The sequence below is a fragment of the Nonomuraea sp. NPDC059007 genome (assembly GCF_042740555.1).
Taxonomy (GTDB): Bacteria; Actinomycetota; Actinomycetes; order Streptosporangiales; family Streptosporangiaceae; genus Nonomuraea.
Genome location: NZ_JBHYJD010000002.1, coordinates 400,848 through 413,310, shown reverse-complemented (window position 1 = coordinate 413,310; position 12,463 = coordinate 400,848). Strand labels below are relative to the sequence as shown.

The window sequence follows — 12,463 nt, the reverse complement described above, 5'->3', positions numbered from 1 at the left end:
TTCGACCTCGCGAGCCCAGCCCCGCTTGTCGGCGTCCAACCGGGCCCGTAAGCGTGGGGTGTGGTCGGGAGTGGTGACGAAACTTTGGCGCAGGTCAGGTAGAGGTCGCACTCGCCGGCGGACGCAGGCAGTGACCGAGTTCGAGTTCGGTCTTGAGGAAGTTGCCCTTCAACCAGTCCTCCGCCTCCGCTGGAAGGGTTCCGCTGGTTGGGTGGGCTTCAGCTGCCCAACCACTTGGCTGGGTAACGGGTGGGGCCTTAGAACTACCAACAAAATGATCTAGGAATACTGGTGATCGTCTCGAAATTGATCACGGTGTGAAGAAGGGCACTCAGCCGCTGTGGATCGTGCCGGATGAGTTGTGGGCGCGGATCCAGCCGCTGTTGCCGGTGGTGCCCCGCCGGGCTGATCACCCCGGGCGTAGGCGTCTTGACGACCGCAAGGTGCTGTCGGGCATCTTGTTCGTGCTCTACACCGGGATCGCCTGGGAGTTCCTGCCGCAGGAGCTGGGATTCGGTTCGGGGATGACCTGCTGGCGCCGGTTGCGGGACTGGCATGCCGCCGGGGTGTGGCAGAAGCTGCACGAACTGCTGCTGGCGGAGTTGCACGCCGCCGGTCGGCTGGACTGGTCCAAGGCGGTGATCGACAGTTCCCACGTCCGAGCGCTGAAGGGCGGCCCAAAACCGGTCCGAGCCCGGTCGACCGCGCCAAGACGGGCTCCAAGCACCACGTCATCGCCGACGGCAACGGCATCCCCCTGGCCCTCAGCCTGACCGGCGGCAACCGCAACGACGTCACCCAGGTCATGCCGCTGCTGCGGTCGATCCCACCGGTGCGCGGGCGGCGCGGCCGACCCCACCGACGCCCCAAGGTGCTGTACGCCGACCGGGGATACGACCACGACACGTACCGGCGGCTGGTCTGGGCCACCGGCGTCAAGCCGGTCATCGCCCGCCGGGGTACCGAACACGGCTCCGGCCTGGGCGTCCACCGGTGGGTAATCGAGCAGACGATCGCGCTGCTGCACTGGTTCCGCCGCCTGCGCATCCGCTGGGAGATCCGCGACGACATCCACGAGGCCTTCATGGCCCTCGCCGCCGCGATCATCTGCTGGCGACGTCTTGTCCGCTGATCTTCCTGCCAAGGGGGCTAGAGGCCAGTCCTCACTGCCCGATGCCGTGCTCGGAAGTTTGTCCAGGCCAGGATCGCGCCTGCAAGGATGAGGAACGCTGCAAGGCCCCCTGATAGCAACCGGCGAGTTGGGCACCGGGGGTCACTTGGTTGATAGCCATCGCCGAGAAAGGCGCTTCCACAGGTCAGTGAACTGTGGCCGTCCCAGCCCCAAGGGTTGGGGAAGAAGAAGCCGAGCGCAACGCCGCTTACCACCATGACCACGCCGAGCACCCACCAGGCCCTGACCATAGCCAGTCACGTTAGATCAGCCGAAGAGACGACGCCAGTAGGTGATCCCTGCGGCAAGTGGGCGTCGCGACCGGACACGGGTCTAGATCATTTTGTTAGGACCTCTTAGGAAGGCGGGCGAGCGGAGCGAGCACCTCTGGCCAGGGTGGGGTCCAGCCGGTCAACACCCCAACTGGGCAACGGGTGGGGCCTCAGGAAAACGCGCGAGCGCAGCGAGCACCTCGCCCTTGACCAGACGCGCGAGCCACGCGAGCACCATGCTTTTGGACAAGCGCGCGAGCTACGCGAGCACCTCGCTTTTGGCCCTTACTCCCACTCGATGGTGCCCGGGGGCTTGCTGGTCACGTCGACCACCACCCGGTTGACCTCGCGGACCTCGTTCGTGATCCGGGTAGAAATACGCGACAGCACGTCGTAAGGCACCTTGGCCCAGTCCGCGGTCATCGCGTCCTCGGAGGTGACCGGTCGCAGCACCACCGGGTGGCCGTAGGTGCGCCCGTCCCCCTGCACCCCCACCGACCGTACGTCGGCCAGCAGCACCACCGGGCACTGCCAGATCTCCCGATCCAGCCCAGCCCGCGACAGCTCTTCGCGGGCGATCGCGTCGGCCTCGCGCAGAAGGTCCAGCCGCTCCTTGGTCACCGCCCCGATGATCCGGATCCCCAGCCCGGGCCCCGGGAACGGCTGCCGCCACACCATCGCCGACGGCAGTCCGAGCTCTTCGCCCGCCCGCCGTACCTCGTCCTTGAACAGGGTCCGCAGCGGCTCCACGAGCTGGAACTGCAGGTCGTCGGGGAGCCCGCCGACGTTGTGGTGCGACTTGATGTTGGCGGTGCCGGTGCCGCCGCCCGACTCGACCACGTCCGGGTAGAGCGTCCCCTGCACCAGGAAGTCAACGGGACCGTCCGCCATGATGGCCCGCTGCTCGTCCTCGAAGACGCGGATGAACTCGCGGCCGATGATCTTGCGCTTCTCCTCCGGGTCGGTCACGCCGTCCAGCGCCTTCAGGAAGCGGTCGGCGGCGTCCACCACGCGCAGCTTCACCCCGGTGACGGCCACGAAGTCGCGTTCCACCTGCTCGGCCTCGCCCTTGCGCAGCAGGCCGTGGTCAACGAAGACGCAGGTCAGCCGGTCGCCGATGGCGCGCTGCACGATGGCGGCCGCCACGGCGGAGTCGACGCCGCCGGACAGCGCGCAGATGGCGCGGCCCTCGCCGACCTGCTGGCGTACCGCTTCGACGGCGTCTTCGACGATGTTGAGCATGGTCCAGCTCGGACGGCATCCGGCCGCGTCGAGGAAGTGCTTGAGCACCGCCTGCCCGTGCTCGGAGTGGAGGACCTCGGGGTGGAACTGCACGCCGTACAGGCCGCGGAGGGTGTCCTCGAACGCGGCGACGGGGGTCTCGGACGTCGAGGCGGTCACCACGAAGCCGGCGGGCGCGGCGGCCACGCTGTCGCCGTGGGACATCCACACCTTCTGCTTGTCGGGCAGGCCCGCGAAGAGCACGCCCTCCCTGAGCACGTCGAGCGCGGTGCCGCCGTATTCGGCCACGCCCGTGCGGGCGACGTCGCCGCCGAGGGAACGTGCCATCGCCTGGAAGCCATAGCAAATGCCGAACGTCGGCACACCCGTCTCAAACAGCCCATCCGGTACGGCCGGCGCCCCGTCGGCATAGACCGAAGAAGGCCCGCCCGACAGGATGATCGCCTTGGGCTTCTTGGCCAGCATCTCCTCGACAGGCATCGACGAGGGGACGATTTCCGAGTAGACGTGGCATTCGCGCACGCGGCGGGCGATGAGCTGCGCATACTGCGCACCGAAGTCGACCACGAGCACAGTGTCGAACTCAGACACGAGACAGACCCTCCAACAGCGAATGCGGTACACCCAGTGTATCGGCCCCCACACCCCGCCCCGCTGCGGACGGCGCGGCGGTCACTCGTAGCCGGGCAGCGGCGGAAGGGCACCGTCGAGCAGGGCTTCGAGCTGGTCACGCAGCCCCTTGGCGTACTCGGGGTGCGTCAGCAGGAGGAAACGCTCCTCGCGGATCGCCTCGACCACCTGCCTGGCCACGTCCGCGGGGTCGATGCCCCGCTCCATGATGGCGTCGATGATGCCCTGGGCGGCGTAGTCGTCGCGGGTGCGGCCGACGAGGAGGTCGGCGGGCCGTACCCGCTCGGAGGTGTTGATCTGGGTGCGCACCGCGCCGGGGCACAGCGCGGTCACCTTCAGCTTGGAGCCGGTGATCGCGAGGTCCTGGGCGAGGGTCTGCGACGCGGCGAACGCCGCGTACTTGCTGACGGCATAGCCCGCCGTGTACGGCGCGGCGAACAACCCCGCCACCGAGACGGTGTTGACGATGTGGCCTTCGGTGTCCTGTTCGATCATGCGGGGGACGAAGGCCTGGATGCCGTGGAGCACTCCCCAGAGGTTCACGCCCAGGAGCCAGGCGAAGTCCTCGGTGGTGCGGTTCCAGATGTGGCCGCCCTGGAAGACACCGGCGTTGTTGCACAGCACGTGGACGGCGCCGAGTTCGCCGAACGTGCGCGCGGCCAGGTGCTGGACGGCGGCGTCGTCGGAGACGTCGGTGATCTGCGTGAGCACCCTGCCGCGCCCGGCCAGCGCGGCGGTCTCGGCCAGCCCGCCCGGGTCGACGTCGGCGAGCATCAGGCTCATGCCCTCTTCGGCCAGGCGGACGGCGAGGGCGCGACCGATGCCGCTCGCCGCGCCGGTGACCACTGCGACCTTGCCGGAGAGTTCCCGCACGCCAGCCTCCCGAGCGCTCGCTTGGCACCAAGAACGTTATCAGAGCGAATGGCGCACCCAGATGTTCGGTTCGACGTAAACCGCGTGATCGTGGGTGACATCGCAGTGCACCGGAACGAGCGCCCCCGGCACCTCGACCGGGCCTTCGGCGTCGAACGGCAGGCCGGTCCAATCCCGCCACTCGCCGAGTGTGCCGGAGATCGTCATCGAGCGGTGGGCGACCTTCTCCACCGTCGCGCCGGCGCGGACGTGCACGCGCAGCCAGGCGTCGTACGGCAGGCCGTCCTCGCGGGTGCGGAAGGCGTACTCGGTGGCGGGGGTGCGCGGTTCCAGGTGCTTCTGGCTGGGCCTGACCGGCGCGAGCAGTTCGGAGTAGCCCAGGCGCGCGGCCCGCTCGCGCATCGCGGCGACCATGTGACGGGACAGCCCCGCGCCGAGCAGGTCCTTTCTGATCGTGATCTCCAGGGCGGAGACGGCGTCGGGCTTCGTGCCCCTGTCCCTGGTCAGCCAGCCGCGCCTGATGACCGCGTCCCAGCCGTCGTCGGGCAGTTCGCCGTCGCGGGAGTTGAACGGGATCATGCAGCCGCGCGCCACCATCCGGCCGGGCTCGTCGGAGTCGTCGGCGACCAGGATGTACTCGGCGTAGTGGGTGGTGGCGACCGCGTAGAAGAGGTCCGCGATCGGGTCGTTGAACATGAACTCCGGCCAGGCCGTGTCCATGTCCCACAACGACTCGGCGAACTCGGGACGCTCGGCCAGCGTGGTGATCCGGAGGGACATGGCGGACATTCTCACAGTTCGGAGGGCCGTTGCACCGCCTGTTTTTCGGTCTTGAAGATCAAGGTTGTCTGCAGGTGCACGATCTCCGGCCGGACCAGGAACTTCTCCAGGACGAGCCGGTGCAGGCTGGTGGCGTCGGCGACCGCCACGTGCACGAGGAAGTCCTCGGGGCCGGCGACGTTGAACAGCGTGATGGTCTCCGGCAGGCTCAGGACGAACCGGCGCAGCGGGTCGGCGAGCTGGGCGGTGTGCGGGCGTACGCGCAGCGCCAGCAGGGCCTCAAGCGGGCGGCCGAGGCGGGCGATGTCGACGTCGGCGCGGAAGGCGGTGATCACGCCACGGCGGCGCAGCGCGCGTACCCGCTCCAGGGCTGTGGAGGGTGCCACGCCGAGCTTTTCGGCCAGGTCCTTGTTGGGCAGCCGAGCGTCGTTCTGCAACTCGGCCAGAATGGCCAGGTCGATCGAATCGAGTTCGGCTGCATGCCCCGATTGATCCCTCATATTCGGTAAATCTAGCCACACGTCCTGCTGAGCGCGGATATTTCGAGTTATGTGGGATGTTGAGGCTTTTACCAAAGCTGCCGCCGTCACCGTGAGTGAACTCGCCGCCTACGTCGAAGAGAGCCAGCGCGGCCAGGTGCCCGTGGTCCGGCAGCGGCCGCCGGCGGAGATCGCCGGGAAGCTCCGCCTGGCCGAGCTCATCCGGGAGGGCGGGCTGAGCACGGAGACGTACCAGGACTTCCTTCACGCCTTCCTGAGCGAGGGGACACGACTCCACCACCCCGCCTATCTCGCCCATCAGGTCGCCTCTCCCGACTTTCCCGCCGCGCTGGCCGATTTCATCCACGGCGCCACGAACAACCCCATGGCCATCTACGAGATGGGCGCGGCGGCGGCCACGGTGGAGTTCGAGGTGGTCCGGTGGATGCTGGAGAAGGCCGGCTTCCCGCGCGGCGCCGGCGTGCTGACCCACGGAGGCTCACTGGCCAACCTCACCGCCCTGCTGGCCGCCCGCGCGCACGCCGCACCCGAGGCGTGGGCGAGCGGTACCCCCGCCGACCTGGTGATCCTGGCTCCGCCGTCGGCGCACTACTCGGTCTCGCGGGCCGCCTCGATCATGGGCCTGGGCCAGAAGGCGGTGGTGGAGCTCCCGACCGACGAGTTGGGCCGCCTGGCCGTAGGGCGATTCCCCGAAATATCCGGACAACGGCCGATCGCACTGGTGGCGTCCGCCTGCGCCACAAGCACCGGCCTGCACGACGACCTGCGCGCGGTCGGACAATGGTGCCGCGACCGGGACATCTGGTTCCACGTGGACGGCGCCCACGGCGCCTCCGCCCTCCTCAGCCCCGCCCACCGCCACCTGCTCGACGGCGTCGAACTGGCCGACTCCCTCATCTGGGACGCCCACAAAATGCTCCGCACGTCCTCCCTGGCCGCCGCCGTCCTGGTCCGCCGCGAAGGCGCCCTGGACGCCGCCTTCCAGCAGGACGCCAGCTACATCTTCTACGGCGACCAGGGCTTCGACCTGATCGGCAGGACCGTCGAGTGCACCAAGGCCGAGCTCGGCCTCAAGATCTTCCTGAACCTCGCCTGGCGGGGCGAGCGCGGCCTCGGCGACTTCGTGGCCGGCCGCTACGCCACCGCCCACCGCTTCTGGGAGCTGGCTCGCCGCCGACCGGGGTTCGCCCTGCCGTACGAGCCGGAAAGCAACATCGTCTGCTTCCGGTACGGCACGGCCGACCCGGCCGAGATCCGCGAACGCATGATGGCCGACGGCACCTTCTACCTGACCTCAACCATCCTGAACGGCATCCGCCACCTCCGCGTCACCGTCATGAACCCGGCCACCGACGACAGCCACCTGGAACACCTCCTGGACGAGATCACCCGCCTAACCCCACCCAACGCGCAGGACTAAGCGGCAGCCGAAGCGGGGTGAGACCCACGGGAGCGGGACCACAAACCGGAACCGGCGACGGGAAGGGCCACGTGAGGGCGACTCCCCGAAAGACCGTGCGGCCCGGGAAGTGCGGCGCGGTGGAAGCGGGGTGGGCGGGTGGCGGAGGCTGAGACCGTGCGGCCCGGGAGATACGACGTGGTGCGGATGGCGGAGCGGGGCCCGGCAGCGCGGGCTCCGGGTTCCGCGCTGCCGGGAGTTTCAGAGCCAGCCGTCCAACCCCGTCAAGAAGTCCTCGAACAGGTGCCGGTGGATCGTGTGTTCGGCGCCCTTGACCACCCTCACCTCGAATCCCTTCCCCACCAGCTCCTCCTGGAACTCCGGTGACACCAAAAACGACGGATCAGCCACCTGCACCAGCGACGGCACCACCGGCCCAGGCGTGAAGTCCGTACCGGCGAGCCCGCTCAAGGACAGTGCCGTCTGCGGGTCCCAGCCCTTGAGCATCTCGACCTCGACGGACACCTCCTCGACCGAGAAGCCCGGGTGCGTGGCCGCGATCTCCTCGGCCGTCGCGTTGGACGCCTGTGCCATCAGGTCGGTCATCGGGATACCGCCCTCCAGCACGGGCAGCCGGAAGGCGGGGTCGGAGTAGATCGCCCGGCCGGGCATGAGGCGCTCGACGGCGGCGCCGAGCGTGAGGCCGCCGAGCGAGTGGCCGATGGCGAGCGCGGGCCGTAGCGGGGCCGATTCCAGGACGGCGGCGGCCAGCGACTCGGGCGTGTAGTGCTCGGCCCTGGGGCTGGCGCCGTGGCCGGGCAGGTCGACGGCGACGACCCGGTACCCGCGCTCGGCCAGCGCTGGCCCGACTCGCCACCAGCACCGGGAGTCGGCCATGATGCCATGGATCAACAGGGCGACCCGGTCGCCGGTGCCCCATTCGCGCGTGTGCAGCTTCATACTCGCCTCGCCGGATAGTTATACGTATAAGCGCTTGATAGCATCCGACCGATGGACGGGACAAGAGTGTGACCGCAAACCGACCGCCGACCAGCGTGGACGTGGCCAGGGCCGCCGGCGTCTCGCAGGCCACCGTCTCCTACGTGCTCAACGACAACCCCAACGCCCGGGTGAGCGAGGAGACCAGGCAGCGCGTGCGCGACGCCGCCGCCCGGCTCGGGTACGTGCCCGACGCCAGCGCCCGCACCCTGCGCACCGGCCGCAGCGGCATCGTGCTGGTCCCGCTGTCCCCCGCCCGCACGGGCGGGCTCGTCCGCGATCTGCTCGACGACCTCGGCGAGGAGCTCCGGCCGCGCGGCTACACCCTCGTCCAGTACGGCGAGCGCCACCTCAAGGGCGTCCCGGCGGCCAAGGTGTGGGCCGGGCTGCGCCCGACGGCGGTCATCGTCGAGGCCGACCGGCTCACCAAGGCCTCGGTGGACCTGCTGCGCGCCTCGGGCACGCGGACGGTGATCGGCTTCGCCGACGGCCCGTCCCCGCTGGTGCCCGCGGTGGTCATGGACCACGAGGCGGTGGGCGCCTGCGCCGCCCGCCACCTGGCCGAACGCGGACGCGGTCGGCTGGCCGCGATCGTCCCCCGCGAGGAGGGCGTCGACCTCATGGGCATGGGCCGCCTGCGCGGCGTACGCCAGGTGGCGCCTGACGCCGAGCGCATCGACCTGGCCTTCACCGAGGAGGCCGCCCGCGCGGTCGCCACCAGGCACGACCTGCCCGACGGCATCTTCGCCTACAACGACGAGTACGCGCTGCTGCTGATGAGCGCGCTGCAGGACGCCGGCGTGCGGGTCCCGGAGGACGTGGCGATCGTCGGCGCGGACGATCTGCTGCTCGCCTCCCTGGTACGCCCCCGCCTGACGAGCGTCCACTTCGACACCACGGCGACCCCGGCCGGAATGGCCGCCTACATCGACGAACTGGTCCGCGGCGACCGCACCGCGGAGCCCGGGACGGTCATCAGCATCTACGGCCCACGCCTGATCGTCAGATCCAGCTCGTAACAACTTGGCCGCGCGTCTTGTCACGCGGGGACCGGCGACCTACAGTCCAGAGCAATCATCGGTGATACGTATCACCACAGCTGGAAAGGTCCTGGTCGATGACCCATGTTCAGGGCAAAGCCCCCACGGCAGATGAGGATCGCGGATTCCGTCTCGGCCCGCTCTATCTCACGCTCCCCCTCGCCAACGTCGCGGTCATGTTCCTCTGGATCGGAGTGGGCGCGTTCCTGCTGCCCCGCCACGTCCAGCTGATCACGGGAACCAACGACGTGGCCGCGCTCGGGCTGGCCAACTCGATCGGCCCGCTCATGGCCACCATCGCCAACCCCATCTTCGGCCAGATCTCCGACCGGACCCGCTCCCGGTTCGGCCGCCGCTCCCCCTGGATCCTCGGCTGCGTCGCGATCGGCGTCCTCGCGCTGCTGCTGCAGGCCAACGCGGCCAGCGTGCTCATGCTCGGCATCAGCTGGGCCGGCGTGCAGCTCATCATGAACGGCTACCAGGCCGCGATCACCGCGATCCTGCCCGACCGGGTCCCGGCCCGCCGCTACGGCACCTTCTCCGCGTTGTTCGGCCTCGGCACGCCGGTGGCCACGATCGCCGCCGCCCTGATGTTCATGAGCATGCCGCAACTGGCCGACGGCGGCGCGTACTACGTGGTCATGGGGGTTCTGGTCGCCGCGGCCCTGCTCATCGTGCTGGCCAGCCCCGACCGCTCGTCCACGGAACTGCCGCGCCAGCCGTTCAACCTGGGTGAGTTCGTCGCGGCGTTCGTGCGGCCGCTGCGCCACCGGGACTTCCTGTGGGCGTTCGTCGGGCGCTTCGGGATCATGCTCGGCTACATGATGATCTTCACCTTCAACCTCTTCCTGCTTGAGGACTTCATCAAGATCCCGAAGACCGAGGTCGTCGCCAAGATGGGCATGCTCATGCTCGTCGGCCAGGTCGCGACGTTCCTGGCGGTGGTGCTGATCGGCCCGCTGTCGGACAAGGTGGCGAGGTTCCGGATGTTCGCGCTGATCGCCGGCCTGGCCTCGGCGATCACGCTGGGCATCCCGCTGCTCATGCCGTCCTTCGAGGGCATGCTCGTCTACAACGTCCTGCACGGCGTCGCCTTCGGCATCTTCATGGCCGTGGACATGGCCTTGGTGACCAAGGTGCTGCCGAACAAGGAAGAGGTCGGCAAGGACATGGGCGTGCTCAACATCGCCAACGCCGGCCCGCAGATCGCCGCCCCCGCCCTCGCCGCCTTCCTGGTGACCATGGGCGGCTACACCACCCTCTTCCTGGTCGGGATCGTGGTCTCGCTGATCGCCTCGCTGGCCGTACTGAAGATCAAGGGTGTGCGTTAGCGTCGAGTTCATGACCGAACTCGATCCCCGGCTCCGCGCTGTCACCGATCTGATCATGGCCGAGGCCCGCGAGATGGGCGGCAGGCACGAGTACGACGGCCGGATTCAGGACCTCTCCCCCGAGGGCGTCCGGTCCGGCCTGGCCCGCCTGGGCGAGGGCACGCCGCCCGACGACCCCTACGACGCCGAACACCTCGCGGTCTTCGAGACCGGGCTGCGCGTGCAGTTCGGCGAGCTTGAGCTCCATCGCCGCAACCCGCTGCCGCACCTGTCCAACCTCGACCTGGCCTGCTACGACCGCGACTACGCCCCGGAGGCGGAACGCGCCGCCGCCAGGGCCGCTCACCTGGCGGAGTGGCCGGCGGCGGTTCATGGCGCGATCGCCGCGCTCGACCAGGTCAGCGCCCCGGTCGCCACCGCGCTGGCCGGAGCGGTCAAGGGCCTGGCCGCGGGCGTCACCGACGCGGCCGCGCTCGACGCCCACCGGCTGCTGGTCGCGCACGTCGAGCGTGCCGCCGCCGTCGGCGACCCCGACGCCTCGCTGGGTGGACCCGCGCTGGCCCGGCTGATGGGCAGCACCGAGGGCATCGACGTCGACCTGGGACGGCTGGCCGAGCGCGCCGACGCCGAGCGCGACCGCCTCCACACGCTGCTGGCCGAGGCCGTCGCCAAGCTGGGCGGGAACGGCAGCCCGCTGGACGTCGCCCGCGAGCTGGTCAGGCAGCACCCCGGCGCCGACGGCGTCATCGAGGCCGCCAGGATCGGCACCGAGAAGGCCATCGCGTTCACCCGCGAGAAGGACCTCGTGCCCTACCACGACGGCGAGTGCCTGGTCGGCCTCGCGCCCGAGTCGCGCCGCTGGGCGATGGCGATGATGTGCTGGAACTCCCCCGGCGAGCCCGAGGGCCCGAGCTGGTACTACATCACCCCGCCCGACGCCTCGTGGCCGGTCGAGGAGCAGGAGGAGTGGCTGGAGGTGTTCAGCCACACCACGCTGCCCGCGATCAACGTGCACGAGGTCGCGCCCGGCCACTTCTCCCACGGCCGGGCGCTGCGTCATGCGAAGGGCGACGTGCGCAGGCTGCTGCAGTCGATGGCGTTCGCCGAGGGCTGGGCCCACTACGTCGAGGAGGTCTGCGTCGAGGAGGGTTTCGAGGCCGGTGACCCGCGCTTCGAGATCGGCGTCTGGCTGGAGGCTCTGGTACGGGTGACCCGGCTGGCCTGCGCGATCGGCGTGCACACCGGGCAGATGACGGTGGAGGAGGGTGCCCGCCGCTTCGCCGCCGACACCCACCTGTCCGGGCCCGCCGCGCTGTCGGAGGCCCGCCGCGCGTCCTTCGATCCCACCTACGGCCGCTACACGTGGGGCAAGCTGCTCATCCTCGACCTGCGCGAGCAGGCGCGCAAGGAGTGGGGCCCGGCCTTCACGCTGCAGCGCTTCCACAAGGCCATGCTCGACCTCGGTTCGCCGCCGCTGGGGCTGCTCAAGACGATCCTGTGACGGCCCACTCTCCGGGGGCGAGCACTTGCACGCCGTCCACGTCCGCGAACGCCCCGGCCAGCGTCGCCCGCCCCTGCGAGAAGTGCGCCCAGTGCTCGAAGTGCAGCGGCACCACGTGCTTCGCGCCCAGGATGCGGGCGGCCTCGGCGGCGTCGCGGCTGCCGAGGGTGAGGTCGGCGTCGGGGATGAGCGGGGTGCGCGCGGCTCCGGCGAACAGCACCGCCACGTCCACCTCGCCGATCCGCCCGGCGATCTCTCGTACGACGTCGAGTGAGGCGTTGTCGCCGCTGACGTAGACGGTGGGCAGGCCGTCGCCCCTGAGTACGAACCCGGTGACCTCGCCGACCAGGTGCTCGGTGCCGTCGGGCCCGTGCTGGGCGGGCACGCCGGTGATCGTCAGCGGCCCCAGCTCCACCTCGCTCCAGTTGGGCAGCGCCTGGGCGGCGATCCGCGTGGCGGCGCTCGGCGTGGACAGCACGAGCGGCGCCGACGCGAGCAGCTCGCGTCCGGAGGTGTCGAGATTGTCGGGATGCTGATCGTGGGAGAGCAGGACGGCGTCGATCGCGCCGATCTCCGCGACCGCCACGCCGGGACCGTCTGTCTTGGTCAGCCCGCTACCGACGGGATAGTGGCCGGGCGGGTCGAAGGTCGGATCGGTCAGCAGGCGCAGCCCGCCGATCTCCAGAATGGCGGTCGGGCCGCCCACGTATTGGATCCGCATACCG

General features: G+C 69.9%; 11 protein-coding genes. 5 read left to right on the top strand and 6 right to left on the bottom strand.

Going from position 1 to position 12,463, the window contains the following annotated elements; all coding sequences use genetic code 11:
- The first annotated feature begins 338 nt into the window (after positions 1 to 338).
- Positions 339 to 1,132, top strand: a protein-coding gene (locus ACFWY5_RS04790; RefSeq protein ID WP_379630597.1) for an IS5 family transposase whose coding sequence is annotated in 2 segments (ribosomal slippage) — positions 339 to 678 and positions 678 to 1,132 — 795 coding nt in all. Because the reading frame shifts where the segments join, the coding sequence is not laid out codon by codon here.
- A 596-nt stretch (positions 1,133 to 1,728) separates the two neighbouring features.
- Here ACFWY5_RS04790 and guaA read toward each other — a convergent pair.
- The 4 genes from guaA to ACFWY5_RS04770 form a co-directional block, all read right to left on the bottom strand.
- On the bottom strand, positions 1,729 to 3,276 hold the full coding sequence (gene guaA, locus ACFWY5_RS04785) for a glutamine-hydrolyzing GMP synthase (RefSeq protein WP_379614369.1): 1,548 nt from the start codon (positions 3,274 to 3,276) through the stop codon (positions 1,729 to 1,731).
- Between the two features lie 81 nt (positions 3,277 to 3,357).
- Positions 3,358 to 4,188, bottom strand: a complete 831-nt coding sequence (locus tag ACFWY5_RS04780; RefSeq protein ID WP_379614371.1) for an SDR family NAD(P)-dependent oxidoreductase — start codon at positions 4,186 to 4,188, stop codon at positions 3,358 to 3,360.
- A gap of 39 nt (positions 4,189 to 4,227) precedes the next feature.
- Positions 4,228 to 4,968 carry an N-acetyltransferase gene (locus ACFWY5_RS04775; protein WP_379630537.1) on the bottom strand — a complete coding sequence of 247 codons (741 nt, stop codon included), beginning with the start codon at positions 4,966 to 4,968 and terminating at the stop codon, positions 4,228 to 4,230.
- An 11-nt stretch (positions 4,969 to 4,979) separates the two neighbouring features.
- Positions 4,980 to 5,468, bottom strand: coding sequence for an Lrp/AsnC family transcriptional regulator (locus ACFWY5_RS04770; RefSeq protein ID WP_379630536.1), 489 nt, complete (start codon positions 5,466 to 5,468; stop codon positions 4,980 to 4,982).
- A gap of 91 nt (positions 5,469 to 5,559) precedes the next feature.
- On the opposite strand from ACFWY5_RS04770, the gene ACFWY5_RS04765 reads away from it, so the two are divergent.
- Complete coding sequence (locus tag ACFWY5_RS04765; protein ID WP_379630535.1) at positions 5,560 to 6,888, top strand: pyridoxal phosphate-dependent decarboxylase family protein; 1,329 nt, start codon at positions 5,560 to 5,562, stop codon at positions 6,886 to 6,888.
- 240 nt (positions 6,889 to 7,128) lie between these two features.
- On the opposite strand, the gene ACFWY5_RS04760 is transcribed toward ACFWY5_RS04765, so the two are convergent.
- The gene (locus ACFWY5_RS04760) at positions 7,129 to 7,827 is read right to left on the bottom strand and encodes an alpha/beta fold hydrolase (RefSeq protein ID WP_379630534.1); all 699 of its coding nucleotides are present in this window, start codon (positions 7,825 to 7,827) and stop codon (positions 7,129 to 7,131) included.
- Between the two features lie 68 nt (positions 7,828 to 7,895).
- Here ACFWY5_RS04760 and ACFWY5_RS04755 point away from each other — a divergent pair, with 68 nt between their 5' ends.
- From ACFWY5_RS04755 to ACFWY5_RS04745, 3 genes are all read left to right on the top strand, one after another.
- Positions 7,896 to 8,885 (top strand): LacI family DNA-binding transcriptional regulator, encoded by a 990-nt coding sequence (locus ACFWY5_RS04755; protein WP_379630533.1) that lies wholly within the window; start codon positions 7,896 to 7,898, stop codon positions 8,883 to 8,885.
- Between the two features lie 98 nt (positions 8,886 to 8,983).
- Positions 8,984 to 10,237, top strand: coding sequence for an MFS transporter (locus ACFWY5_RS04750; protein ID WP_379630532.1), 1,254 nt, complete (start codon positions 8,984 to 8,986; stop codon positions 10,235 to 10,237).
- A gap of 10 nt (positions 10,238 to 10,247) precedes the next feature.
- Positions 10,248 to 11,738: a DUF885 family protein gene (locus ACFWY5_RS04745; protein WP_379630531.1), complete on the top strand. Its 1,491-nt coding sequence runs from the start codon at positions 10,248 to 10,250 to the stop codon at positions 11,736 to 11,738.
- Here the strand turns inward: ACFWY5_RS04745 and ACFWY5_RS04740 are convergent.
- Positions 11,722 to 12,459 carry an MBL fold metallo-hydrolase gene (locus ACFWY5_RS04740; protein ID WP_379630530.1) on the bottom strand — a complete coding sequence of 246 codons (738 nt, stop codon included), beginning with the start codon at positions 12,457 to 12,459 and terminating at the stop codon, positions 11,722 to 11,724. The genes ACFWY5_RS04745 and ACFWY5_RS04740 overlap by 17 nt on opposite strands.
- Positions 12,460 to 12,463: the final 4 nt, after the last annotated feature.